This is a genomic window from Rahnella sp. PD4 (assembly GCF_049199325.1).
Taxonomy (GTDB): domain Bacteria; phylum Pseudomonadota; class Gammaproteobacteria; order Enterobacterales; family Enterobacteriaceae; genus Rahnella; species Rahnella perminowiae.
This window is the reverse complement of sequence record NZ_JBLZQF010000004.1, coordinates 97246-121953: the sequence shown is the minus strand read 5'-3', so window position 1 is coordinate 121953 and position 24708 is coordinate 97246. Positions and strand designations below refer to the sequence as shown.

Below are 24708 nucleotides of genomic sequence, written 5' to 3'. Positions count from 1 at the left end.
GGTACCTCTATGTCTCTGGAGTTTTCCGCATCAAATATTCTGTGGCATGAGTTTGAAAAAAATAACGTGCCTTCTCCGGCAGCGGACAGTGAGCAACTCGATAAAGTTAAAAGTTTTGTTAACGCTTTTTTCCAGTCCCATTCCCGGATAAATGAAGCCCCGCTTCGGCCGGTCTCCCGTTGGTATAATGCAGATAACCTGACCTTCACGGCGATGCTCAAAAAGTTGGTCACTCAGCTTGAAGAACAGGCGCTGGTGAATGATCTCGATTTGGTGGTGCTGACCCACTGGACGCCTGATGCAGAAATCGGCGCGTCGGTAACCAATGCCATTATTTACGAAACCGGCTCTCATAACGCTTTTGGTATCGCCATCAGTGATCATGGTTTAAGCAGTGCCTTTGTTGCGCTGCAAATCATTGAAGATTACCTGGAGGATATTGGCGGGGACGGGCGTTCCCGCAAGGCGCTTCTGATGATGGCCGATCAGGATGCGATCCTTTATGACAGCCCTTATCTCGCCAGTTTCCGGCCTTCTGCCAGTTGCTGTTTGCTCCTTTTACAGAGCTTCGCACCCGCCGGTGTCCGCAGCGTGCCGGGCAATATTATCTTTAAAAATTATCAGAAGACCGCGCTCCCGCTTTCCGGGGCGGGCATTTATCCTTTGCTGTCCACGCTGGATATGTTCAGTGATACGGAAAACAAATTGCCTCTGATTATTCTGACAACAATGCAGTTGTCGTCTGTATTGCGCCGGGATGAAAACTTCCCGTCTATCCAGATAGAAACCTGGGACGATGCCTTCTTGTCTTCAGCGCCCTGGGTATTACTAAAAAAGCTGGCCCGGAATAATACGCGATTCTTATTCATCGTCCCGGAGGGGAAGAACATGATATTTGCCAGTTTCGTGATGGAGGGCTGATCGTGTATATCCATGCCACCACAAAACTGGTTGCTCCCGTTCTTACGCCGCTGTCTGTACTGGAAAAAAAATACCGCTGGGGGGAGCGCAACCATAAGATTTTTAGCCGGTTTCATAAGATGCAGTCTGCCAGTCTCTTTGAACATGAGGCATTACCGGATCTGATCATCCGACTGCTGCAGCAATTACGCGCGGAGTGTGACCCCGGGTTATTTCGTCAAATTCGCTATGTTGCCTGGGCGCATTCTCTGCATGCCGTCAGTCCGTTCGACCTTATGACCGGACAGTCCGGCGGACTTCAGGCGCTTTTTGGTGATCGGGATATTGAATTTTTTTCGGTAACCCAGGCATCCTGCGCTTCGGGTCTGATGAGTCTGAAATATCTGCAGGCAAAAATGAGCACCGCGCAGCAGAATAATGCCCCGGTGTGTGGCCTGTTGATCACCGGCGAAAAATGCTTTCACCGTACGGTACAATACGTCGATCAGAACGGTTATTTCGGCGAAGCTTTTTGCGCCACGCTGGTCGGTATGTTGCCTTCGGTACAGTCACTTCGCCTGCGTGCACTCCACATACAACAACTTGCTGCTTATGGCACACGTATGCGGTCAACGGATCGTGAAAGTGAAAATGCTTATGATCACGCATTTCTGCCGATGATGACCGAAACCATTCAAAAAGCGCTGGAAGCCGCCGGGCGCAAGCCTGAAGACCTCAGCGCCGTGCTCCCCTATCACATCAGCCCGGTGACTTTTGATCGCATTGCCGACCGTACCGGTTTTGGCAGAGAGATCATTTTCCATCATAACCTTTACACGCTGGGTCACTGCTTTTGCAGCGATGCGTTTCTTAATCTCCACAGTCTTCTCGCCCGTCACGATAATCCTGCGAAGTCTCAGTGCATGCTTGCGCTGGCATCCGGTGTGGCGGGCACCTTTGGCGCCATGGTTCTCGAATCAGAAAGTGAGGGTAATCAATGAATACAAGTCATTTAACGCATTGGCTGGCCCGTTCTGCACAGGCATTCCCGGAGAAAACAGCCCTGGTTGCCGGTGATGATGAGATAAGCTGGGCAGCACTGTCCCGGCGAGTCATGAAGACGGCCAGCTATTTGCAGCAACATTCTATTAAACGGGGCGACCGGGTGGTGGTTTGGCTGCCCAACAGTATCGACTTTGTGGTGTGTTTCTGGGCGGTTCAATACCTGCAGGCTGTCTTTGTTCCTGTAAATCCTGATACGCCCGTCGCGCGCGTGCGCTGGATATTCAACAATGCCGAGGCTGCATTGCTGGTCAGTAGCAGTGAACAAGCTGCTGCGCTGTTTGCCCTGCCCGCCGATGAACAAGGCCAGCGCTCCCCGGGCCCGGTGCTGTTTGATAAGCCTGGTGCGGAGAACCTGATCCATCCGGTATTGCTGACCTTACAGCATATCGCAGCACAAGCAGACGTTGCGCCGCTGACGGTGGAAAATGCGCTGGATATCGATTTGGCCAGCCTGATATATACATCAGGTTCCACCGGCCATCCCAAAGGTGTCATGCTCACCCAACGCAATATGTTGAGTGCGGCGTCGTCGGTGTGCACTTATCTGGATCTCCGGGCAAGCGATCGCATCTTCTGCACTATCCCGATGAGTTTCGACTACGGGCTTTATCAGGCGATTCTGGCCGCCAGAGCAAGCGCAACACTGATCATTGAAAAGGATTTCAGTCGCCCGCTGTTTGCCCTAAAACAATTGGTGAAACACCAGGCAACGGTATTGCCAATTGTTCCTACATTGCTGGCTCTGATTGCCCCTCTGGCAAAGCGTTATGATTTTTCTTCTCTGCGTAAAATCACCAATACGGCTGCCGCACTGCATTCCAATGATATTGATACACTGATCACCTTATTCCCTCAGGCGGAAATTTTTTCTATGTATGGCCTGACGGAATGTCATCGCTGCACCTGGCTGCCGCCGGCGATGTTGTCAACGCATAAAGAAAGTGTCGGTTACGCCATTCCGAATACCGAACTTTGGGTGGTCGATGATAACGGCGTGCAACACCGTAACAATGCCACCGGTGAACTGGTAATCCGTGGTGCGACAGTCATGCGGGGATACTGGCGCAATGAGGAACAAACGCAAAATAAATTGCGTCCCGGCCCGCTTCCCGGCGAATCCGTACTTTATACGGGGGATATCTGCAGGCTGGATGAACACGGCCTGCTTTATTTTGTCGCCCGCAAAGATGACATTCTGAAAACCAACGGTGAGAAAGTTGCCCCCAGAGAAGTCGAAGGCGTACTAAAACGTATACCCGGCGTCGGACAAGTGGCGGTGATTGGCCTCTCTCATCCGGTTTACGGTGATGAAATCATCGCCTGTATTGAATGTGTGACAGCCCCTGATATTGCCCTGCTTAAAGCGTTCTGTCAGACACATCTTGAAGGTTACAAGCGCCCTCACCGCTACTATTTCAGCGAATCATTGCCCAAAAATCCTAATGGAAAAATTGACCGTAACCGGCTGCCTGAACTCCTGTTATCCCCGCCCCATGATGTTAAACGCGAATCCGTAAAATTATAAGGAAATCATCATGTTTACCTCAACCATCATTGAAGCTATCGGTTTAGTGCTTGAAAGTTCTCATCTCTCAGAATTACATGCAGAAACGCATCTGGAGCGCGATTTAGGGTTTGAAAGCGGCCTGTATATTGAGCTGATTATGTATCTTGAAGAGAAAATCGATGGTCTGATCCTTGATCCCGCCACATTAGAATTTGAGCATTTCGAAACCGTCGGCAGTTTATCGAACTTCATTCAACTCCAGCTCGCGAACCGGGCTGCTTAAATGGATGCATGGACAGAAATTATCGCCATTTTTATGCGTTTCCGGCATCAGCCCGGTGCGGCCTGGACCCATCACGCGCAAAGCTGTGATTATACGGCGCTGGGCCAGCGCGCGGCAGATCTTGCCGTGCAGATACGCCGGCACCAGACCGAATACAACACCCATTTAAAACCGGTGCTGGTATACGGGCATAAGTCATTTGATTTTATTGCCGCCTGGTGGGCATGTCTGATTTGCGGTTGTCCGGTGGTGCCGGTTGAATCGGACCACAGTCCTGAGCGCGTTGAGAAAATTGCACGCACGGCTGGCGCTGACCTGCTGGTGAATACCGGCACGCCAGCCGTTCAGATAAACATTGCCGGGGCTATCCACACGGCAGCTGTCAGCGCGTCAGGTTGTACTGAAGCCATGTTGCATGAACTGCTCAGGGAAAGCCGTCAGCGGTTGCATGATGCATCCGGCATTCCCCTGGCTTATATCATGTTTTCCTCCGGCACCACCGGCGAGCCCAAAGGGATCCAAATCAGCCTGCAAAACATGGTGAATTTCATCCAGTGGATCCGTGCAGATTTCCCGTTAAACGGCGCAATCACCGGCAATGTTCGCTACTGCTTTGATGTTTCGTTATTTGAAATCTGGTTAGCCTGGATTTTCCTGCAACCTCTGTCAGTACTCGATCATCGCGAACTTATTAACACCCGTAAGATGATTGCTCAGCACGCACAGGCCGGGGTTGTCTGCTGGGTGTCCACGCCCTCGATGATCCGCCTTTATCTGTTAGATCCCATGTTCAATGCAGAGCAACTTCCCCGGCTCAGGCGGTTTATTTTTTGCGGTGAAACACTGACAAAAGACATCGTCGCTCAGCTATGGGCACGCTTCCCTCAGGCTGCGGTGATAAACACCTATGGCCCGACGGAATGTTCTGTGGCAGTGACCTCCGTGCTGATCACACCGGAGATGATGAGCGATGCATTGCCATTGCCGATTGGTGCTGCCAGGCCTGGTGCGATGCTCAGCCTGTACGTGCGGCACGGTGGCACCGGCCAGGGCGAGCTGCTCATTAGCGGAGCCTGTGTCGGCCCCGGTTATCTCAATGCACCGGAGAAACAACGGACCCAGTTTATCCGGCATGCGGAGCAAAACGCTTATCTGACCGGTGATATCGGCCAGATGAAGGCGGATTATTACTATTTTCTGGGACGGGAAGACGGGGAAGTCAAAATCCAGGGGCACCGTGTTGATCTTTATGAAATAGAGCACTTCCTGCGCGACCATAATCTCGTTTCAGATGCCGTGGTTACGCCTCATCTGCGTAAAGGTCATGCGGAGGCCATTCAGGCCTGCGTCATCCTCAATGGTTCAGGCACGCTCTCTGAACTGGGCCAGGCCATGCAGGCACACTTTCCGCCTTGGTCCATCCCGCGTTACTGGTATGCCATTCCTCAGACTGTTTTGAATCATAACGGGAAACTGGATCGTAATGCGGCACGCGATCTGGCGCTCAATAAAGGGGAAAAATATGTTTTTATCGCAAATCAGACCGTTATTTGACCGGCTGAGAAACCGCAGTAACGCCACTGCGCTGATTAATCAGCAGGGAAGGTACAGCTTTGCTGAACTGGGCGCCCGCACGGCAGCTATCGCGCATTTTCTTACCCCGCATGCAGGCTGCAATGTTCTGATTTTCGGTCATAAACAGCTCGATGCGGTGGCCTGCATTCTGGCCTGCATCAGTAAGGGATGTTGCTTCACCTTTGTTGACCAGGCGAATCCGCCGTCAAGAATTGAGAAAATTGCCAGGATGACAGGTACGGAAGTGATCATCACCACCCTGGCACAACCGCTTGCAGGGCTGGAGCCCTGGCCGCAGTGCGTCAGCGCATCACTGCACGATATGTCTGCCGCTTCTCTGCCCGAGGAACCGATCTTAACCCAGCCACTTTTTTATATCCTGTCGACATCAGGCAGCACCGGTGAGCCTAAGGGCGTCAAGGTCAGTTATGACAATTTTGCGGCGTTCAGTGCCTGGTTCGCGCCCCAGGTCACCGCCGGAAAAGACAGGGGTTGCCATGTCAATCATGCCTGTTTTTCTTTTGATATGGCCATTCTCGATCTGATCCCCGTCCTCAGCCGCGGGCAGACAGTGCTGATGCTGGATCATTGCAATAATGTTTTACCCCGGCAAAACATAAAGCTCATGACCAGAGAGCCTGAAGCGCCTGTCACCAGCTGGTTTTCAACCCCCAGTTTTGCCGAAATCATGCTGAAGGATCCTTTATTTAACCACGTAACATTTGCCAGTCTGAGGCGTTTTTATATCGGCGGTGAGCGGGTTGCGCTGGGTTTAGTCACACAATTGCAGACGCGTTTCCCGGGGCTTGAGGTACTGCACGCCTATGGCCCGACAGAGACGACATGTGTAACGCACACGCATCTTTTGTCCCATCCGCCGCAGCATAATGCCGGCTTGTTGCCTTTGGGCAGGCCGCAGGGGCTTAACCGCATGCGCATCGTCGATGAGACAGGTCATGCCGTTTCCGCGACGGTAACGGGCGAAGTCAGGCTTTATGGTCCTCAGGTTTCACAAGGCTATCTGCCTGAAGATCACCCGCGCAATCAGGCTTTCGGTGAGGATGAATTTGGCCGGTATTACGCAACAGGAGACCGCGGTTTTGTCGATGAAAACCAGTCACTGTTTATTTGCGGAAGGGATGACGGGCAACTTAAGCTGCATGGCAACCGTATCGAACGGGCAGAAATAGAATCTGCTGTCTGCGCAAATACCAATGTTACCCAATGCTGCGTGGTGCCGGTTGAAGAACAAGGTAAGGTGACCGACCTGCAACTGTTTGTACAGTTGCATGAGGACAATCTGCACCACCGGCAAAGCTTACGCCGTTTTTTGTCTGAGCAGTTACCGGGATACATGATCCCCAGGCAACTGGTTTTTTGCCAGTCCTTCCCGATCACGTTGCATGGAAAAATAGACCGGCAGGAACTCGTCCGACAACATCTCTTATCTGATATTTTTTAACGGCTCACCTGCAAGCACATATAAAAAACTCAATGTGAAGGGTGAGACAATCTCCGGCATGGAGTTATCTTCATCGTATTGAAGAATAGCTGATTTTATGAAATGTGAACGGGGTCATAATGCGTTTTGATCATACCGGTTATGTCGTGTCAGATACAGATGCAACTGCGGCGGCTATTAAAATTTTCTTCCCCGTGATCATCAGATATAAAGAACAGATTAATGCCCAGCAAGTGTTAATTACATTGCTGGCCACGGCAGATGGAAATAATCAGGTTGAACTGGTTGAACCATTAAAAAGTAATATTCACCTGCAAAGCATGCTGGAAAAATCAGGAAAATCCTCCCTTCCCTATCATATTTGTTTTGTTGTAAATAATTTTGACGAACAATACCAGGAGATGAAGTCCGCAGGCTGGATTGTATTAACGCGCCCGTTTAATGCTTTCAAAAGTGATCATCGCGCCAGCCATCTTTATCATCCGGATGCCGGAATAATCGAAATCATGTCGGGGGCCTTATGAAATCATTTTCCGATCAGGCGTCAGACATGGACTTTTTAACCCCCGGTTCAGATGCGCAGGATATTGCCGACCAGCTTCGTCAGATAGTCTCCCCGGACCAAACACGTATCGTCATGCGCGAATGGTCACAGTCCGCAGCATTTAACTACCTTGGCCTGCCCGCTAAATATGTATTACAACAAAATATACAGAATTATCAGGATATCAGCCTGGCAGCACGCTACCGGCTGTATGAAAAAGTGGGTTTTATTTCCCCGATCCTTATGTTTTCTGCGCCCGGCCCCGGTATGGCGGCATTTGCGGTTTCCGGGCTCGGCACAGAGCAACAACAGGATGCTTTTTTTAGCCGCTTTCAGGAAACTTTAGGCTGGTCATGTTTTGCGATGACTGAACCGGAGCAGGGAAGCGATGCAGGCGCCATGGAAACCAGGGCGTCGCCGGTCAGGAACGGCTATCTGATCTCGGGCAGAAAAATGTTCATCGGCAATGGCATGATTGCTGATACCGGTGTCGTATTTGCCCGCACAGCACCTGGGCCGCTGGGTATTAATGCCTTTATATTTAATCCTCAGGTTGCAGAAATCTCGCGCTACGCACTGGAATTAAACGGCTTAAAAGGCACCAATCTTGCCCATATAGAGTTTAATGACGTATTCATTCCTGAAGAAAATATGTTGGGCCGGCACCTGAAGCCTACCGAACGATTTGCAAAATCAGCCATCGCCACATTTGATGCCCTGCGCCCCTGCGTCGGCGCGCTGGCGCTGGGTGTGGCACGACGTGCGTTACATGAATGGCAATCCCATCTTCAGCTTACCGTGTCGCAGTCTGTGTGGTTATCGCAAACGGAACGTCGCTGGCTGGCGGTATATCACCATGCCCTGCGAAGTTGCCAGCAAACCGACGATAAACAACCACCTGACAGTCATCCCGGCATGGTGAAAACCAGCTGCGTAATACTTGCCGATGAGATAATCAGCTGGCTTATTCATGATACGCCAGCCGGGAATATGCCCCTGCTGAACAAACTGTGGCAAGCATTCCGTGACGTGAAAGCCTTTGAATATACCGAGGGCACACGGCAGATCCATCGTTTAAATCAGGGATTTTCACGCAGGCAAAGGATGAGCACATGCCTTTAACCATTACCCTGCTCGGCCAGGGCGCGATAAAAGTTCGCAGTTGCTGTGAAGCGGTGACGCCTGACAGCCGGCATTTTATTGCCGCTGGGTTACCGGAGACCGGGGCAACATCTGGGACAGAAGATTGCTGGTATCATCACTGGCCGGAAGAAGATTGCGGAAACCGCCTGCATGCAAAAATTCTTCTCACACTTTGCCATCACCATTCCCACCCTTCTGCGAAGAGCCTGCTGGTCTATGATTCGCTTTATCCGGCCGCACGCGGAGCAACCCCATTGCTCCAAAGTTTACTTTGTCACTGTCCGGGGTTTTCCGAAGCCTGGGGAATTTGCAGCGGTTGTTTTGATCCCGATGCCGCCAGTGCCCTTGCCCGGGTTCTGATGACGGAGGAATGTCGTTTGCTTTACGTTTTCGATCCGATGCAAAGACTCAGTCAGTGCCCGACGCCTCAGGAGTCAGAATTGCATTATCTGATTTTTTCGGCGCGGACGTTGAGACCGTCATGAATAATAGGCTGGATTCGCTGATAGAAAAGCTGTCCTCGCCCGCTGTTTTTCCTATGCGTGCCTCAGAGGCTCAACAGCTTGCACTGATGAGAACACAGACCCTGCATTGCGGGTCACATCGCAGCAGGATCCTGATCAGTGGAAATCCGGGGTACGGGGCAAAAAAAGCACTTTTATTGCACGGATGGGGAGGCCATCCGCTGATGCTGGCCCAGGCTAAGGATATCCTGCAGGCGCAGGGGTATGAGGTGTATTTGCCATTTTTGCTCGGACATGATCCGCAAACTCCGGCACCGGCTGATTTACCTGTGCAAACTCAGTTACTGCTCACCCTGCAAACGACATTTGGCACTTTCGATACCGTCGTGGCGCATTCCGCTGGCGGACTTATCACCGCCTTGTCGGCATCTCTTGGGTTTCGTTTCAGGAAGCTGGTGCTGATGTCGGTACCGGCCTCTTTTACCAGCCTGCTTCGGCACTTTTTACGGCAAAACCGTCTTCCTGTTCAGTATCTGGCCCCGCTGTGCGCGGAGTACCGGTCCCGTTTTCCGGCCGCCGGCATGCCCGAAACAGACGCACTTTTTGGCCTGGGTGAGATACCGGCCTTAATAGTGCATGGTCAGCAGGACAATAAAATCAATCATGCCGATGCGCGGAAGATTCATCATCAGTTACCCAACAGCCGGCTGGAATTAATAGAAGATACCGGCCATCTGGGCGTGCTGACCCATGTCAGGACACACCACGCCCTGGCCTCTTTTCTTCGCGCGGCAGGCGCTGGTGATGAAAAAAGGAGTCATCATGTTGGGTCATATTGAATCCATTACGGTATACATCCCTGAGCAGCGTAAATCGCTGGCTGAGGTGGCCCCGGCCCTGAATCTGAGCCCGCTTGATGTCAGAATGTTTTCCCGCTTTTACGGATTGGCAAACTTTCCGCGCCAGCCAGGTTCCCTTAATGATCTGTTGCGCCCGCTGTTAAAACAATTCACCGAAAATCATGCGCACTGTATTTCCCGGATAAAACATGTCGTCCATGCCCATACGCTGCCCTGTATCCGCCCTTTTGACCTGCATGGTAAAGCGTTGCTTGATGAAGCCGGATTTTCTGACGATACCCATTACATGTCTCTGACGATGGGACATTGTTCAACGTCATTATCCGCCGTCGACTATGTCTGCAGGCGGCTTAACGCGGGAGAATATGCCTTACTGCTGGTTGGCGAGAAAGCATTTCATCCCAAAGTAGAACTTATTGACGACACCACTATCATGGGCGAGGCCGCCTGCGCCGTTTTGCTCAGCCGTTCGGGTGAACGTTGCAGAGTGACCGCCAGATACAGCATGCAGGCAGGCGAATTTAGTCAGCATCGCGGAAACGCAACAGAAGAAGAATCCCGCTTTGCCAGCGTTTATATTTCTTTTATCGTCACTGCGATGCGCAATGCCCTTGGACATTTTGGTCATACCGCCAGTTCGCTCGCCTGGATTGCGCCGCATAATGTCAATTTATCGTCGTGGCAGAGGCTTGCTGATGAACTTAATATTACGCGTCAAAAAATATTCCTCGAAAATGTGCCGCGTTATGGTCATTGTTTTGGCGCTGATCCTTATCTGAATTTAGCCACATTGATCCGTCAGAAAAAGTTATCACCCGAGACGAATGTGATGATGGTGAGTGTGGGCATGGGCGCAACGTTCTCTTCATTACTGTTAGGCTTATCTGACGGTAATGAAATTCCGGTGTTTTGCAATTTGGAGCAATTTCCCGATATTAAGCAGGATTAAGTTAACGCTCACGTGTTTCTTTATGTGATGTATTAACTCCTCATGGCTGATATTACAAAACTCTACCCGCAGCTGAATGAACTTAATGCCGTGCTCACTGCCGCTGGCAAATTGTCAGAATATAATCCGGACCACGCGGTGACTGGTTTTGATCATCCCGAACTGATGAGCATTGCCTGTATCGGTATTCCTTCCCGTTTTAATCCCTGGGAAACCGCAGCATTCTCTGACGTTGATTATTCACATCACTTACAAATCATCGAATATTTAAGCCGGACAGATGCCAGCGCCATGATGATGCTGCCCGGCGCTTCCCTCAGCACACGCGCCATTTTGACGCTCGGCACTGAACAACAACAGGCGCGTTTTTTCTCCTGTTTTGAACACAGTCCTGCCTGGACATTTTTTGCGGTTACCGAGCCCGGAGTCGGCTCTGACGCCACAGCGGTTTCCTGCGAACTCACGCAAAATAGCCAGGGATGGTGGCTTAACGGACAAAAGATGCTGGTCGGCGGCGCAATGCGTGCCAGTGCAGGTTTGGTATTTGCACGTTATGAACAGACCCACCGGTTAGTGATGGTATTTCCTCAGGGGAAAACCGGGGCCTTGCAGCGTGAACTGCTCGATACATTCGGATTAGCCGGCGCTTCGCTGACACGTCTGACGATGACGAATTTGCATATCAAAGAAGACGATATTTTAGGACTCGGTCGCCGGGGATTGCAGCAGGGACTTAACGCACTGAGTAAGGTCTTTGAGAGACACCGTCCGATGGTCGCCGCCATGGCGCTGGGCACCACTTACGGGCTGCTGAAGGCGCTGGAAACGCGGCCGTTGCCGGTCGCGGCAAAAAACTGGCTCGCCGGTCAGTGGCGTAAATATCATGCCCTCTTTCAGCAGATGCTCACACTGGCACAGGGATATCATTCGGGTCAGCAGCAGTATGCCCAAACCAGCCGCCTCAAATTAAGTGCCACCCGTCTGGTTGAGGAGACTGCACGTCACCTGCCCGACTGGCTGGCAACGCAAGACTGGCTGGAAGACACCTTCCTGCGCAAACGCTACCGGGACAGTTTCGCTTTTGAATACATGGAAGGGACCAGCAATATTCACTTGCTTAACAGCGTCCGTCCGCCTGAAACCCGGGGGGATCAATACCATGCTGTACCTTGATCCCGCCGATATTGTCAGCCGGTCGTTCCACCATACTGAGGTTCCTCAGCCCGAATGGGAGGAAGATATTCCTCACTGGCGTTCGTATGTTCAGCACTTTTTCGCCGCCAGCGGTGAGACGCTCAGCGCAGAGGATGAACAGGTTAATGCCTGGATCAGCAGCAATGAACGGGCAGCCTTCAGTGATATGGTCGCTGCACTGCTGCCAGACCTTGCACCGGTGGTACAGCCGCAGCGGGTGAAAACGGTGCTGATGGCGCACTGGACACCTGACCTGCACATGGGCAGTTCCGTGGTGAATTTTGCCATTCATCAGCTTGGCCTGGCTCACTGTCTGGCGCTGGCTATCAGCGATCGCGGGCCGGATGCCGGTTTGTTTGCACTTGATGGCCTCAGCGACTGCCTGCGCGGGAAAGATGAAGACGGACTGTTGCTCATCGCCGAACAAAAAAACCTGATGTATTTTTCACCGCTGATGGCGCGCCTGAAACCGGAAAATAATGCCTGCATCTGCCTGGTCAACACACAACAACGGGGTTTACGTTATCTGGGATATCAGCGCCTGACACCGTCAGCGGATCTTAATACAGACATCCTGAAATCTGTTGCTCACTTCGGGCTGAGCCTTGAACAGTTAACGCTTATCGGCCCGGCCCGGTGTCTGGCGGCTTTGCCTGCTGGCTGCACGTCCTTCGCCGTCAACCCGCATTTACTTTGCGCAGCACCCTTCGTCGCGCTGGGTGAAATCTTTCAGCCCGGGCGTGACTATCTGTTAATGAGTGAACACGACGGACAGATTAGCCTGTGCGGCCTGGCCGCCGCAGAGAAAATGACATGAATATTTTTGCGCTGAAAACCTTTATTCCGCCTGCGCGTTTATCGCTTGAGGACATTCTCAGCCGACGCGGCGCACATCCCGGTGAAGCCCGGACATTCCGGCATCTTTTCGGCTTTCAGGCAGCATCAGTCCTGACAGCGGAGGAAAGTGCAGCCACGAGTTTTGCCTCACTTTTACAGCAAGGTGCCGGACAGCTGAATCAGGCGGAAAAAATCGATGCCATTATTTTAGTTCAGGGATTGCCTGCCCGTTCACAGCGGCAACATGTTGATTTAACACTGATACGGCAACGTTTCGACTTTATTGCTCCTGACGCTCATCTCATCACCCTTAATCAGCAAAATTGCGCCACGTTATTCTGGGGACTGCTGATGGCACAACGTATGCTCGAACAGGGTAAATACCGGTGTGTGGCACTGCTGGCCGGCGATACTTTGGCAGATTTCGATCTGGCTGAACGCTATGTGCCCGGCTGCACATTGATCGGAGATGCCTTCATTTGCGCACTGCTCAGGCCGGGGGGCGGTGAGCGGAGAGTCACGGGCATTCATTGTTTTCATCATCCTCAATTCTGGCAGGGCCTTGACGGCAGCCGGGATGATATCAGGGGTTTCTACCAGGCTCATGATGCGCTGGCCGGTCAGGCGCTCGGGAAATATTCACCCGCAGTGCGCCGGGAAGCCTGGTTGCTGCCTCACAACATTAACCGCCTCAGCTGGCAAACCTGGCGGCGACATTCAGAACACGCACAACAGCGCATTGCGACCGATCTCATCGGGGAATGTGGTCATTGTTACACCACAGATCCTCTTTTATTGCTCAATGACTACTCACCGGCAGAGACCGGCCGGCCGGCATTATTGCTTTCTGTCGGGCTCGGCGGCTGGGTGGGCAGCGCCATGATCACCTCAGATACTCTTGCGGAGCATCAGTATGTCCAATAACGCGCAAGCCATCCCCTTTTTTACCCCGCCGTCCATTCAGTATGCGCAACTGGGTTTTCTTAAAATCGCTGAACTGGCGTGCCGTCAGAAGGGAGATAAGGTTTGGATAGGTGAAAAAGAAGATGCCGTGTTGTTGCTTGCCGGTGCCCGGCATATACGTTTACTGATTGAGCAGGAAAGTCAGTTCGTGAAGGAGTTTGATCATCTCTCTTCTGCCTCAACCATCGGACGCATCTTACTGGGTCAGTCCCTGACGACATCAAAAGAAGGTGAGGAATGGCGCCTGGCGAGAAAACTCACGACACCCCTGGTAAATCCGAAGACTGCCTTACTCAAACAAGGCACCGAACTCTCTGCCCGCTGGCTGCTCAACGTTTTACAGAACCCTGCGCAGATCTCATTGCGTGAAATCTGCCTGCACTGGGCGCTGATGTGTGTAGCTGAAGGATTTTTTGGTCAGGGGATCAGTCTGTCACAACTGAATACGCTGATTGACCATTTCCGTCGCATCTATCTGCAACTGATTATCGCTGCGCCGACCTCAGATTATGAGGAACTGTGCCGCCATCCGGCACTGGTCGCCTTCCGACAGGAAGCGGAATCACTGCTCGGCCCGTTGCTCAATGATGCAAAGCCCGGCAATACCACCATGCTGGAACGTCTTTGTCAGGCACTCAGTCCCGAAGCCAATCCCGAAGCACGGGAAAGGGTCATCAATCTCCTGCTTGGAAATCTTGCCGCCAGCGTAGATAACACAGGTATTGCTTTGTTATGGAGTCTGACACATCTTTCGCAACACCCGCACTATCAGCAAGCCGTGCGTGAGGAAACGGCGCACGGCAAACGAAATATGGCGTCAGCCATTGTCCGGGAATCGCTCAGGCTCACGCCGGTCACCGCATTTTTTGAACGCCGTGTGGCCGAAAACCTTGTTGTAGATGGTCATGTTATTACGGCGGGCACGCGCGTGCTATTTTCTCCGTGGCTGGTACACCGCAATCCAGCCTGTTGGGCAGAACCGCTTTGCTTCAGGCCGGAGCGCTTTCTGAGCGAAGATAAAATTGCACCGGAGATTTTCTTACCGTTTAGCGTCGGGAAGCGAAACTGTGTGGGCATGACTCTTGCACTTGATCAACTGACGACGGCTGTTGTGACGCTGTGTGAAAATTTCCAAATTTCGCTCTCACCCTCAACATCTCCTGCGGCCCTCACCCCGCTTTTTGAGCTTAACGTCGTCCCCCGTGGAGATATTTCCTTTATTCTCGGGTCAATACACAGCGCTGAGCTGAATGACTGCATCCGGTGATCTGCCTGCACTCAGCCGGTTCTGTTTCTGACAATCTCAGTCAATCACCGGCAAGCAAAAGTAAGCACAATGATGAGAAGCAGGCAGAAAGGTATCGGTGAAATTGTGTGCCGGAAGGATTTTGTATGCCTCAATCAAGTGTGGAAGAAACGTTTCTGACGCTTGCTACATTATGACGAAATCAAGGAATTATGATGAAAAAGATCACGTTAGCGCTCGCCCTGCTTGGCGGTATCACCAGCACCTCAGCCTTCGCCGCAGAAAAAACGTTTCCTCTCGAAGCCTTTAACAGCGTCGAGGTCCGACAGGGCATCAATCTCACCATCAAATGTGCCGCAACGCCTTCGATGGTTGTCACCGGTTCTGAGGATACGCTGAACAAATTAAAAGTGACGAATGCCAGTCACGCATTACTGCTGATCAACGATGCTGCTGAAAATGATCGCTTTGTCTCGCACACGCTGGATATCACGCTGTATACCAGTGCTCCGCTGAACAGCCTGGCGGGCAAGGCCGGCGTTAAAATTACAGCACCGGCGTGCGCGGTTGACCCGTCTAAACTGGCCGTTTCAGGCAGTATGGGCGCAGATATTCAGGCTGAAGGTAAAACGGCTGAATTAAATCTGGATCTGGCGATGGGCGGGACGTTTAACAAGAAGCCCCGCGAGTTTACGGCAGAATCAGCGAACGTGCGCATGAGCATGGGTGCCGAATCCTCCCTGTGCCATATCCCCAAAATCCAGGGCACTCTGGCAGCGGGCGCGCGTATTTCCGTCAGCACCTCTGCGCAGGTGGATACCGGTGCCGCCAGTGCTTTCGCCAGCGAGATTTCAACTTCCGGCTGCGCTTAATTCCCGGTCCGGTGAAGACAGACCTGCCATCTGACGGGCAGGTCTTTTCGCGTCTGACAGGCACCATACGCCAGACAATAAAAGCCGTCATTCTCAATGACAGCGTGGTGTAACACCCCCCTCTCCCCCGTATGTTCATCCAATACGTCAGCTGTTGCATTATTCTGAGGGAGGGCACAAAAACTGGCGAGCGACTGTGTCAGCCCGGTTCCACGCGCCTTCAGCCAGGCTTCCTTAATACTCCAGAGCCGGGTAAAACGGACCAGGTAATGTTCTTCATCTTCTGCCAGCCAGCGCTGCTCATCCGGGTGGAAAAACCGGCGGGCAATCGCTTTTTTTACCTCAACTTTACCGCTTACCCTTTCCAGATCCACGCCAACCTCTGTCCCGGAACAAAGCACTATCGCAGCCGATGCCCCGCTGTGCGATAGGTTGAAATGCAACCATGGTGCCCCGGGCAGCCAGGGTTTACCCTGAGGCGTCCTTGCGATAATGAGTTGCTCATCTGTCACCGATAAACAGTTCGCCAGCACCTGACGCAGCCAGCATTGTGCCCGCTCACGCAGGGATTGCTCAGGCCGCGAATACTCAAAATGATGGAGCAAACACAGCCCTTCACCTGCCCGGAGTTCAGGAAGAGGATCACAGCGGTAAATTGAGGGTAACCCGGCAACCGGTTCGATCATGTCGATTCTCCAGAGACAGATAACCGCCATGACTTTCAGCGATTTGCCGGCACAAAATCAGTCCGATGCCGCTGCCATTAGGTTTAGTGGTATAGAAGGGGACAAACAGATTTTTGGGGTTGGTCAGTCCTACGCCCTGATCAAGGATCGTCACACACAAACGCCCTTTTTCCTGCGACCATTCAATGCAGACCGGCGTGGTGGAATCACTCATCGCTTCATCCGCATTCTTGATAAGGTTGATGAGTAGCTGATGGATCTGCACCCTGTCCATAGCCACCATCAGCGGCGCGGGGCCTTTCAGGCAAATATTGCGATGCGCGAACAACAGAGGCAATTCTGAAATCAGGGCCGCGAAATCCAGCGGTGCCTTAACGGGCGGCGCGAGTTTGCTCAGTTGTCGGTAACTGCTGATAAAAGCAATAAGCTCTTTCGCCCGGCGGTTTATCAGATCAATACCTTCCGCAAAGCCTTCGGGCAGATTTTCTGAATGGCGGCGGTAATGTTGTTGCAGCATCTGACTGATAGAAGCAATCGGGCTGAGGGAGTTATTAATTTCGTGACTGATAACGCGCAGCAGGTTTTGCCAGGCTTTTTGTTCTTCCTTGCGCAGCATGTCGTCTACGTCACTGACAAACAGCAAGATATTCCGGATCCCGTCAATCATATAGGTATCACTGGAGACGTTATAACGTCCCGGACGCCCTTCGTGGTGGGATTCAACCGGATGCTCCCGGTTAGCATTTTGCAACAGGGCATCCAGTTGCCAGTGGCTGGATTTTTCCCCGATCAGCTGTTCAAGCGAGGTCCCGAGCATGCGTGATGCTGCCTCATTACACCAGATCAGCCGGTGGTTATCATCCAGCGCAAAAATGGCCACGTTGATATTAGAGATGACTTTTTGCAGCAGAAAATCCATCTCTTTCTGCTGCTGACGGTGGCGGGATAACTGACCTGAAATGTCATTGATCTGTTCAATGACGCCTTCAAATACGCCCTGCCCGCTGGTCACGCCGCGAAGGCTAAAATCTTCCTGCTCAACGGCTTCCAGCAAGTTGGAAATAACGTTGATTTTATAGAGAAGTTGCTGGAAGAAGTGATAAGAAAAATACACCAGCGTGGCACACAGGATAACCAGGGTAAGCGATTTGAGATAAACCGACTGATGCGGGAAGAGCCACAACAGAAGATAGGCAATAACCCCCCCCAGCGGGGACAAACTGCACAGTAATAAATGACGCGACTCAAATGACCGAAAAAGTTTACTCATGACAGATTTTTAGTTTATCCAGTCTGCGGTAAAAAGCACTGCGACTCAGCCCCAGCGATTCCGCTGCTTTGACAGCATTCCCGTCATATTGACGCAGACGCTGTAAGAGTAACGTTTCTTCCATTTCCGCCAATGTGCCCGTTTCAGGCGGGTTAACAGGGTTATGACTTTGCTCATGTCCGGCGGCCCCGGCCCTGACAGGCAGCGGCAGACACAGATCAGCCAGGTCAATAGTATTATTGCGGCACAGCAAAACACCCCGCTCAAGCAAATGGCTCAGTTCGCGGATGTTTCCCGGCCACGAATATTCATGCAATCCCTGTCTCGCCAGCGCTGATAATACCGGTTTAGGCTTATTATATTTGCGGGCAAAGCGTTGCAGGAAACGTTCAGCCAACGGCTCAATATCCTCCTGCCTTTCGCGCAGCGGCGGTAACTGTATCTGGATGACATTCAGGCGATAGAGTAAATCCTGGCGGAAACGCCCGTCGGCCACGGCGTTTTTAAGATCCGTGTTGGTTGCAGCAATTATCCGGCACCCGGTGGTTTGTGTCCGCGAGGAGCCCACACGTTCAAACTGCCGCTCTTCCAGGACACGCAATAATTTCACCTGTTGTGACAGCGGCAAATTACCAATTTCATCCAGGAATAGTGTGCCTTTATCCGCCAGTTCAAAACGGCCAATCCGGTTTTCCCGCGCGTCGGTAAAGGCGCCTTTTACATGACCGAACATCTCGCTTTCAAACAGCTGCTCATTGATACACCCCATGTTAACTTCAACAATACTGTGCTCAGAACGGGAGGACAATTGATGGATGAAGCGGGCCAGCAGACTTTTGCCGGTGCCATTTTCACCCAGTATAAGAATGCTGGTATCGGTGGCAGCCACAGTTTCAACAACGTTGATTAAGTGTTGCATGGCCGGTGAACGAACCACCCATTCGCTGTCCATGTCATCTTCAAGTGCCCGTTTCAGCAGCTTATTTTCTTCCCGCAGGCAATTCCCGGAGCGTCTCGCCTGGCTCAGTGCAATCTGTTGCTGAACAATGCTTAACAGGCGTTCGTTATCCCACGGTTTTTGAATAAAATCCGCCGCACCGGCACGCATTGCGCTTACGATAATGTCCACACTTCCCCACCCCGTCATCGCCACAGCGGGAAGACAGTCATCAAATTTCTTTAACTCATCCAGCAGTTGCAAACCCTCAAGACCTGAGGTGGTGTCTTTCTGAAAATTCATGTCCATCAACACAAGATCAAAGGCTTTGTCAGACAAATGTGGCAATAACCGGTTAGCCTGTGTTTCCAGAGTCACGTCATACCCTTCCATACGCAGCAACATGTCGAGGCTGGTCAGAATGCCCGCATCATCATCAATCACAAGAATACGTTTTTTTTCGTTCATTAAAGCATCCGGCTTGTGCCGCCGCACCCCGCAGGCGCGGCGACAGGTTATTCATAGCGAATGGCGTCCGCAGGCGACATCCGGATGGCACGTCTGGAAGGCAGCCAGACGGCTAACGCCACAATTAAAGAAATCATTACCGCCACCGCCCAAAAGAGTAGCGCAAAGGACGTATGACCGTTACCCAATATGCGCGTCAGCTTTGGCGCGACAAAGAAAGCCAAAGGCAGCCCGATAATCAGGCCAATAAGTAATTGTTTGCTGCCCTGGAGCATCAGCATGCGCAACAGAACCCCTTCCGTTGCCCCCATCGCCATACGCACCCCGATTTCCTGAATACGTTGATTTATCACATTGCGCATCACGGCATAAATGCCGGTGGCAGCCAGTATTACCGCGACCAGCCCAAACAACATGAACAGATTGGCAATGAAATGCAGCCCGGCGGTATTCCTGGCAAGTCGTTGATTTAACGTCTGTACCTGATTAACCGACAGTGTACTGTCAATTTGTCGTACCGCATTAACCAGCGCAGGCCCTAACGTATCAGGATTCTGCGCCCTGAGCACCAGCGTTAATGAGGCCGCAGGTATTTGTTCAAGGGAACGGTAAACCGTGACCCGCTGGCGAAATGCACTGAAAGGCCTGCCATGAATGACGTTAGGCACCACACCGATAACGGTGAACCAGCGCTGGTCGTTTGTGTCACGAAAGCGCAGACGTTTACCGACAACATCCCGCTCACCCGGCCAGAACTGCCCTGCAAAGGACTGACTGACGACCACAACGGGCTGCGAGTCCTGTGTATCACTGCTGGCAAACTCTCTGCCTGCCACCGGCGTGATCCCCATTGCCACGAGGCTACCCGGCATGACTTGCACGTCATTAACCAGAGGATAAGACCAGCGATCTTTACTGTTATTGGTGGAGGAATCGATATCCACCTGATGTGGTACTGTAAATTGCCCGACCGCACTGGTGGTGATAGCGGTTTTTTCTACGCCAGGAATGGTGCTGAGAGAAGATTGCAGACGCTGATAGAACTGGATCCGGCTCGCATCATCAGGATATTGACTGGCATTCAGGTTTATCTGCCCGGTGAGATAGCCCTGCGTATCCACGCCGTAATCCGCCCGTGTAGCCTGATAGACCAACAGGGCCAGCAGCGCACTGATACACAAAATGGAGCAGGATAACCCGACTTCAAAGGTCACCAGAATCCGGGAAATCCTGCCCGCCCCGCGACTTTGCGCCCCCCGTGTACCGTCACGCAGAACATCGTTAAAATTACCATGCGTGATTTTCCAGGCCGGCAGAGCGCTGGTCACGACAGCGGTAATAATAACCAGAGCCAATGCATTGAAGATCATGATGTTATCGAGTGACAAATGCCACCAGAAGGGAATTTTGTTGGGCACAAAAGTGGGGAGTAATGCATTGGTGATCTCCAGCCCCCAGGCGGCAAGCAGAACGGCGATCACACCCGAGAAGGCGCAAATAAATAAGCTTTCCCACATCATTTGCATCACTAAACGGCCGGAAGGTGAACCCAGCGCGACGCGGATGGCAATTTCTTTTGAACGTTCTGTTGTCCTCGCCAGCAATAAGTTTCCGACATTGCAACATGCCAGCACCAGCACAAAACCCACCGCGAAAAGCATGACGATAAATATCGGCATGGTCTCCTCACCCATGAAGTTTTCCTGGAATGTCAGCACCTGAGCAGAAAGCCCTTTATTGCTTTCAGGGTACTCAGAGGCCAGCGATTGCATCACCCGACTGAGGTCACGGTCTGCCTCATCCAGGGCGATACCAGGTTTGAGACGCGCATAAACAGAAACCTCAGGCGCACCGGTCCGCATCAGATACTGTGATGGATCCAGTCTGGAGGGGAGCCAGAGATCATGAAAGAAGGGAAAGGCAAAACTGGCGGGCATGATGCCTACAATTCGCGTGTGTATGCCATTAATCAGCACATCCCTGCCAATAAGCTGTTCATCGCCAGCAAAGTAATTTTGCCACATGCTGTAGCTGATGACGGCAACCGGCGTCGCGCCGGGCTGGACATCTTCACTGTTAAGCACCCTGCCGCGATAGGGCTGGACACCTGCATAAGAAAACATCTCCGGTGTATTGCGGATTGCCATGTAGGAAACCGCTTTCGTGCCGTCACTGATATCTGCGCGCTCAGCATAGAAATAGCCCACTTCATCGAGGGTGGTATTACGCGCTTTAATTTCCTTATAATCCAGAAAGTTAACCCCTGAATCACTCAGACTGACACCATTAACTGTCGGATTAAGCAAAACCATATTTTTCCCGTCCGGGTAAGGAAGCGGCGTAAACATGATGGTATTAATCACTGAAAACATATAAAGCGTCAGCGCCAGGCCACAGGACATTATCAGCACCGTGATGAAGGTAAATGACGGGCTTTTCAGTAACAGGCGTAAGGCATATCGGATGTCAAAAAGCATGTTACGCTTCCTTTATCAGGGTCAGTTCCCGTGACACATGTCCGTCTCCGACTACCTGTCCGTCAGAGAGCACAATGCTGCGCTGCGCCCGCTCAGCTGAACGGGGATCATGGGTAACAATGCAGATGGTGGCGCCTTCCTGATGCAGCTTATCGAGAATATTCAGCACCGCCTCGGCATTGTGGGAGTCCAGGTTACCGGTCGGTTCATCCGCCAGAATAATGGAGGGATTGCCCACAATTGCCCGCGCGACGGCCACGCGTTGTTGCTGTCCGCCTGAGAGCTGGGAAGGATAATGGCGTCCCCGGTGAGACATATTGACCTTGTCTAATGCTTCAGCCACCCTCTGCTGCCGTTCGGTTTTAGAAATATCTTTGCGGTAAGTCAGGGGCAGTGAGACGTTTTCCTCAATGGTCAGATCACTGATGAGATTGAAAGACTGAAAGATGAAACCGATATCGCGATTTCTCACCAACGCACGTTGCTTTTTAGAAATATTTTCTACGTTGTGCCCGGCCAGCTGATAGGTACCGGTTGAGGCCACATCTAACAGCCCCAAAATCGATAACAGCGTCGATTTCCCGCACCCTGAAGGTCCGGAAATCGCCACATATTCACCTTTAGAAATACTGAGCGTAATCTTGCTCAGGGCGTGAGTTTCGATTTCATCTGTTAAAAATATCTTGTTCACATCAGTGAGTTCTACCAGTGATTCCGTCATTTTCATCTCCATAGCTTTATACGATTAGCTGGCGTCTTTTGCAGGTGAGCCGGCATCATTTAGTCATCTCAATTTGATCAGCCCCTTGCCAGGCCGTGCTGTCACTGAGAATAATTTTGTCTCCCGCACGCAGGCCACTGGTCACCTGAATATAATCTGCAGATCCTTGCCCGAAGTTGACCTTCATTTTGGTGGCTGAATGTTCGTTTTCATCGAGCTTATAGAGCATCGACGGTAAATTATTTTGCGCGAACGGTGGCCGCTCGACGTACAGAGAATCATTAATTTTCGTCACTGCAATCAGGCCATCAACGCTCAGATCAGGACGGGCTTCCTGCGGCAGTGGCTGGTTGAATGTCACATCCACCTTAACCGTGCCATTCGTCACTGCCGGGTCAACCCGTGACAGCACGCCTGTGAACTGGCTGCGTCCGGTATTGATCGTCACCTGTTGTCCCACAGCCAGATCGCGGGACTGTAATTCCGGCACTTTGAGTTCAGCATAAAGCTCCTTTTCTTTCGCCAGACGGGCAATACTGGTCCCTGTGGTGATCCTCTGCCCCACCTGTACTTTCACATCCTGCAAAATTCCCTCTATCGGCGAGGTGACATTAAGTGAATCAACATCCTGCTGGCTCAGTTGCACCAACGATTCCAGCTTGTTAAGGCGCATCGCGCTGGCTTTGATATCCGCATCCACACTGAGTCTGAGGGTGCTCAGCCGTTTTTCCTCAAGAACCAGTTGCTGACGATATTGTTCCGTATTAATACGGGTTGTTTCATATTCCAGCACCGGCACTGCCGCAATATATTTCTTTTGCGCGGCAAGTCGCATCGTAGAGCTGAGTAACCGGCTTCTGGCATCAAGAACCAGTGCTTCCTGACTCAGTATCTTATTTTGTAATTCTGCATTAGTCGCGTCGGTCTCAGCCCGGCGGGCATCCAGTTCGAGCCGGTTTTCTTGTAGTTTCTGCTCCAGCGTCGGGTTACTCATTCTGACCAGCAATTGCCCTTTACTTACCTTCATACCGGGTTTGTAGATGACTTCTTCCACGCGCGCATCCACATTCGCAGCAACCCAGTTAATATCACGCGGCAACAATACCCCGTTACCCCGCACTTCAACCGAGAAATTTCCATACTGAACCTGCCCGACAGCAATACTTCCACGGGAGATCTGATAGGGAGAAAAACGGTAACTGTAGATTGCCACCAGCGCGGCCAAAAATAACGCACCCATAACAATAGATTTGCGGTATCGCTTCAGTACAAATTTATTCCCGGTCTGCGGGATTGAAATATCCATGATAATACCTTTTCTGATAACTCCTTAGCTTTAAGCACAAAGCATGCCAATAGCAGAAATCAAATTAACTTAATGATTTTGAAAGAATTTTTAATATCAAATAAATCCCCCCTTTCCCTTTGTTCCATTTCTATCTCATTAATGGAACAGCAACCGGGACGGCAAGACCTGTCCCCTCTTTTTACCCGGCACAATCCCGCTTATAGCAAGGATTCCCATTAATGGGATATTGGCTCATTCACATTAATGACCACGTTTCGAAAATGGGAATTTCGCGTTCCGTTAACAGAAATTTATAATAATTGTATTAAAAAACAGACAGTTAAAACCAATAAAAATATGGCATAGCAATTGCTTAAGCCTTTCATGTACGGAGTTACGCTTTTAAAAAGTTCATCATTAATGGCTTGCACAGAAGGGGTGGGTATGTGGCAACGCAAACTGTCGAACGCTGAAAAAACACTTTTCACTCAGAAAATAATCGAGGATCTGAATCATCGTCATTTAACTGTGTATGGAAAACATGCACATACCGAAAAAGCATTATGTGTTGTCAGGATCATTAATTTTATGCTTGAGAATATTTCTGACGAAATAACGCTTGAGGATTTGGAAAAGATATGTGGTAAAACACGATTTGATATTTGCCGGGTATTCAAACATTTCTATGATGTCACACCGATAAAATGGATGTGGAAAGTCCGGCTCGCCTTAGCAAGGGAGTTTATTCATTTAGCACCCGAATGGTCCCTGACGGATATCAGTTATGCTTGCGGATTTTCATCATTACCGCATTTTTCCAGAAGTTTCAGCAAAACCTATAATGAGTCTCCCCTTAAATTTAAACAAAATGTCCTCAGGACAACACGGCCTGAAAGTAAAAAAGAAACCTCAGATTATGATTTTATTTTTGGCATTCAAAGAAATAACTTTTCGAGAAGCATGTTAATTAATAATCTGCACAGTTTATAATTATCAC

At 51.2% G+C, this 24708-nt stretch carries 23 protein-coding genes; 17 read left to right on the top strand and 6 right to left on the bottom strand.

The window, feature by feature from the left end; genetic code table 11:
• Positions 1-9: 9 nt before the first annotated feature.
• From ACOZIO_RS12345 to ACOZIO_RS12270, 16 genes are all read left to right on the top strand, one after another.
• Complete coding sequence (locus ACOZIO_RS12345; RefSeq protein WP_129991080.1) at positions 10-921, top strand: hypothetical protein; 912 nt, start codon at positions 10-12, stop codon at positions 919-921.
• A 2-nt stretch (positions 922-923) separates the two neighbouring features.
• On the top strand, positions 924-1901 hold the full coding sequence (locus ACOZIO_RS12340) for a 3-oxoacyl-[acyl-carrier-protein] synthase III C-terminal domain-containing protein (protein WP_129991081.1): 978 nt from the start codon (positions 924-926) through the stop codon (positions 1899-1901).
• The gene (locus ACOZIO_RS12335) at positions 1898-3490 is read left to right on the top strand and encodes a class I adenylate-forming enzyme family protein (RefSeq protein WP_129953423.1); all 1593 of its coding nucleotides are present in this window, start codon (positions 1898-1900) and stop codon (positions 3488-3490) included. The genes ACOZIO_RS12340 and ACOZIO_RS12335 overlap by 4 nt, the downstream gene beginning before the upstream one ends.
• Positions 3491-3500: 10 nt before the next feature.
• Entirely contained in the window at positions 3501-3755 is a 255-nt protein-coding gene (locus ACOZIO_RS12330) for a phosphopantetheine-binding protein (RefSeq protein WP_129953422.1), read from the top strand.
• Positions 3756-5309, top strand: a complete 1554-nt coding sequence (locus tag ACOZIO_RS12325) for an AMP-binding protein (protein ID WP_129991082.1) — start codon at positions 3756-3758, stop codon at positions 5307-5309.
• The gene (locus ACOZIO_RS12320) at positions 5278-6792 is read left to right on the top strand and encodes an AMP-binding protein (RefSeq protein ID WP_129991083.1); all 1515 of its coding nucleotides are present in this window, start codon (positions 5278-5280) and stop codon (positions 6790-6792) included. The genes ACOZIO_RS12325 and ACOZIO_RS12320 overlap by 32 nt, the downstream gene beginning before the upstream one ends.
• A gap of 119 nt (positions 6793-6911) precedes the next feature.
• Positions 6912-7316: a VOC family protein gene (locus ACOZIO_RS12315; RefSeq protein WP_129953419.1), complete on the top strand. Its 405-nt coding sequence runs from the start codon at positions 6912-6914 to the stop codon at positions 7314-7316.
• A gap of 26 nt (positions 7317-7342) precedes the next feature.
• Entirely contained in the window at positions 7343-8458 is a 1116-nt protein-coding gene (locus ACOZIO_RS12310; RefSeq protein WP_240783444.1) for an acyl-CoA dehydrogenase family protein, read from the top strand.
• Positions 8449-8964 (top strand): hypothetical protein, encoded by a 516-nt coding sequence (locus ACOZIO_RS12305; RefSeq protein WP_129991085.1) that lies wholly within the window; start codon positions 8449-8451, stop codon positions 8962-8964. The genes ACOZIO_RS12310 and ACOZIO_RS12305 overlap by 10 nt, the downstream gene beginning before the upstream one ends.
• Positions 8961-9782, top strand: a complete 822-nt coding sequence (locus ACOZIO_RS12300) for an alpha/beta fold hydrolase (protein ID WP_129991126.1) — start codon at positions 8961-8963, stop codon at positions 9780-9782. The genes ACOZIO_RS12305 and ACOZIO_RS12300 overlap by 4 nt, the downstream gene beginning before the upstream one ends.
• Complete coding sequence (locus tag ACOZIO_RS12295; RefSeq protein WP_129953415.1) at positions 9766-10752, top strand: 3-oxoacyl-[acyl-carrier-protein] synthase III C-terminal domain-containing protein; 987 nt, start codon at positions 9766-9768, stop codon at positions 10750-10752. Before ACOZIO_RS12300 ends, ACOZIO_RS12295 begins: the two co-directional genes overlap by 17 nt.
• Positions 10753-10794: 42 nt before the next feature.
• Positions 10795-11925 carry an acyl-CoA dehydrogenase family protein gene (locus ACOZIO_RS12290; RefSeq protein WP_129991086.1) on the top strand — a complete coding sequence of 377 codons (1131 nt, stop codon included), beginning with the start codon at positions 10795-10797 and terminating at the stop codon, positions 11923-11925.
• Positions 11912-12763: a hypothetical protein gene (locus ACOZIO_RS12285; RefSeq protein WP_129953413.1), complete on the top strand. Its 852-nt coding sequence runs from the start codon at positions 11912-11914 to the stop codon at positions 12761-12763. Before ACOZIO_RS12290 ends, ACOZIO_RS12285 begins: the two co-directional genes overlap by 14 nt.
• Positions 12760-13707, top strand: coding sequence for a 3-oxoacyl-ACP synthase (locus ACOZIO_RS12280; RefSeq protein ID WP_129953412.1), 948 nt, complete (start codon positions 12760-12762; stop codon positions 13705-13707). The genes ACOZIO_RS12285 and ACOZIO_RS12280 overlap by 4 nt, the downstream gene beginning before the upstream one ends.
• Positions 13697-15013 (top strand): cytochrome P450, encoded by a 1317-nt coding sequence (locus ACOZIO_RS12275; RefSeq protein ID WP_129953411.1) that lies wholly within the window; start codon positions 13697-13699, stop codon positions 15011-15013. Before ACOZIO_RS12280 ends, ACOZIO_RS12275 begins: the two co-directional genes overlap by 11 nt.
• A 194-nt stretch (positions 15014-15207) precedes the next feature.
• Entirely contained in the window at positions 15208-15864 is a 657-nt protein-coding gene (locus ACOZIO_RS12270; protein ID WP_129953410.1) for a GIN domain-containing protein, read from the top strand.
• Here the strand turns inward: ACOZIO_RS12270 and ACOZIO_RS12265 are convergent.
• The 6 genes from ACOZIO_RS12265 to ACOZIO_RS12240 are packed head-to-tail and all read right to left on the bottom strand — an operon-like array spanning position 15861 to position 23729.
• Positions 15861-16550, bottom strand: coding sequence for a 4'-phosphopantetheinyl transferase family protein (locus ACOZIO_RS12265; RefSeq protein WP_377426018.1), 690 nt, complete (start codon positions 16548-16550; stop codon positions 15861-15863). The two genes, ACOZIO_RS12270 and ACOZIO_RS12265, sit on opposite strands and share 4 nt — an antisense overlap.
• A complete protein-coding gene (locus tag ACOZIO_RS12260; RefSeq protein WP_129953408.1) occupies positions 16507-17820 on the bottom strand; it encodes a sensor histidine kinase in 1314 nt (437 codons plus the stop codon). Before ACOZIO_RS12260 ends, ACOZIO_RS12265 begins: the two co-directional genes overlap by 44 nt.
• Positions 17813-19225, bottom strand: coding sequence for a sigma-54-dependent transcriptional regulator (locus ACOZIO_RS12255; RefSeq protein ID WP_266058605.1), 1413 nt, complete (start codon positions 19223-19225; stop codon positions 17813-17815). The genes ACOZIO_RS12260 and ACOZIO_RS12255 overlap by 8 nt, the downstream gene beginning before the upstream one ends.
• A 47-nt stretch (positions 19226-19272) precedes the next feature.
• Positions 19273-21702, bottom strand: coding sequence for an ABC transporter permease (locus ACOZIO_RS12250; RefSeq protein WP_129953406.1), 2430 nt, complete (start codon positions 21700-21702; stop codon positions 19273-19275).
• Between the two features lies 1 nt (position 21703).
• Positions 21704-22423 (bottom strand): ABC transporter ATP-binding protein, encoded by a 720-nt coding sequence (locus ACOZIO_RS12245; RefSeq protein ID WP_129953405.1) that lies wholly within the window; start codon positions 22421-22423, stop codon positions 21704-21706.
• 55 nt (positions 22424-22478) lie between these two features.
• Positions 22479-23729 carry an HlyD family secretion protein gene (locus tag ACOZIO_RS12240; protein ID WP_129953404.1) on the bottom strand — a complete coding sequence of 417 codons (1251 nt, stop codon included), beginning with the start codon at positions 23727-23729 and terminating at the stop codon, positions 22479-22481.
• A gap of 426 nt (positions 23730-24155) precedes the next feature.
• On the opposite strand from ACOZIO_RS12240, the gene ACOZIO_RS12235 reads away from it, so the two are divergent.
• On the top strand, positions 24156-24701 hold the full coding sequence (locus tag ACOZIO_RS12235) for a helix-turn-helix transcriptional regulator (RefSeq protein ID WP_129953403.1): 546 nt from the start codon (positions 24156-24158) through the stop codon (positions 24699-24701).
• Positions 24702-24708 lie beyond the last annotated feature (7 nt).

Excerpts from the sequence above, each read along its gene's own strand:
- ACOZIO_RS12265 (WP_377426018.1), bottom strand. The coding sequence starts at position 16,550 with ATGATCGAACCGGTTGCCGGGTTACCCTCAATTTACCGCTGTGATCCT.
- ACOZIO_RS12250 (WP_129953406.1), bottom strand. The coding sequence starts at position 21,702 with ATGCTTTTTGACATCCGATATGCCTTACGCCTGTTACTGAAAAGCCCG.
- ACOZIO_RS12320 (WP_129991083.1), top strand. The coding sequence starts at position 5,278 with ATGTTTTTATCGCAAATCAGACCGTTATTTGACCGGCTGAGAAACCGC.
- ACOZIO_RS12235 (WP_129953403.1), top strand. The coding sequence starts at position 24,156 with ATGTGGCAACGCAAACTGTCGAACGCTGAAAAAACACTTTTCACTCAG.
- ACOZIO_RS12295 (WP_129953415.1), top strand. The coding sequence starts at position 9,766 with ATGTTGGGTCATATTGAATCCATTACGGTATACATCCCTGAGCAGCGT.
- ACOZIO_RS12285 (WP_129953413.1), top strand. The coding sequence starts at position 11,912 with ATGCTGTACCTTGATCCCGCCGATATTGTCAGCCGGTCGTTCCACCAT.
- ACOZIO_RS12335 (WP_129953423.1), top strand. The coding sequence starts at position 1,898 with ATGAATACAAGTCATTTAACGCATTGGCTGGCCCGTTCTGCACAGGCA.
- ACOZIO_RS12305 (WP_129991085.1), top strand. The coding sequence starts at position 8,449 with ATGCCTTTAACCATTACCCTGCTCGGCCAGGGCGCGATAAAAGTTCGC.
- ACOZIO_RS12275 (WP_129953411.1), top strand. The coding sequence starts at position 13,697 with ATGTCCAATAACGCGCAAGCCATCCCCTTTTTTACCCCGCCGTCCATT.
- ACOZIO_RS12260 (WP_129953408.1), bottom strand. The coding sequence starts at position 17,820 with ATGAGTAAACTTTTTCGGTCATTTGAGTCGCGTCATTTATTACTGTGC.
- ACOZIO_RS12330 (WP_129953422.1), top strand. The coding sequence starts at position 3,501 with ATGTTTACCTCAACCATCATTGAAGCTATCGGTTTAGTGCTTGAAAGT.
- ACOZIO_RS12245 (WP_129953405.1), bottom strand. The coding sequence starts at position 22,423 with ATGACGGAATCACTGGTAGAACTCACTGATGTGAACAAGATATTTTTA.
- ACOZIO_RS12255 (WP_266058605.1), bottom strand. The coding sequence starts at position 19,225 with ATGAACGAAAAAAAACGTATTCTTGTGATTGATGATGATGCGGGCATT.
- ACOZIO_RS12290 (WP_129991086.1), top strand. The coding sequence starts at position 10,795 with ATGGCTGATATTACAAAACTCTACCCGCAGCTGAATGAACTTAATGCC.
- ACOZIO_RS12280 (WP_129953412.1), top strand. The coding sequence starts at position 12,760 with ATGAATATTTTTGCGCTGAAAACCTTTATTCCGCCTGCGCGTTTATCG.
- ACOZIO_RS12300 (WP_129991126.1), top strand. The coding sequence starts at position 8,961 with ATGAATAATAGGCTGGATTCGCTGATAGAAAAGCTGTCCTCGCCCGCT.
- ACOZIO_RS12315 (WP_129953419.1), top strand. The coding sequence starts at position 6,912 with ATGCGTTTTGATCATACCGGTTATGTCGTGTCAGATACAGATGCAACT.
- ACOZIO_RS12310 (WP_240783444.1), top strand. The coding sequence starts at position 7,343 with ATGGACTTTTTAACCCCCGGTTCAGATGCGCAGGATATTGCCGACCAG.
- ACOZIO_RS12325 (WP_129991082.1), top strand. The coding sequence starts at position 3,756 with ATGGATGCATGGACAGAAATTATCGCCATTTTTATGCGTTTCCGGCAT.
- ACOZIO_RS12345 (WP_129991080.1), top strand. The coding sequence starts at position 10 with ATGTCTCTGGAGTTTTCCGCATCAAATATTCTGTGGCATGAGTTTGAA.
- ACOZIO_RS12270 (WP_129953410.1), top strand. The coding sequence starts at position 15,208 with ATGAAAAAGATCACGTTAGCGCTCGCCCTGCTTGGCGGTATCACCAGC.
- ACOZIO_RS12240 (WP_129953404.1), bottom strand. The coding sequence starts at position 23,729 with ATGGATATTTCAATCCCGCAGACCGGGAATAAATTTGTACTGAAGCGA.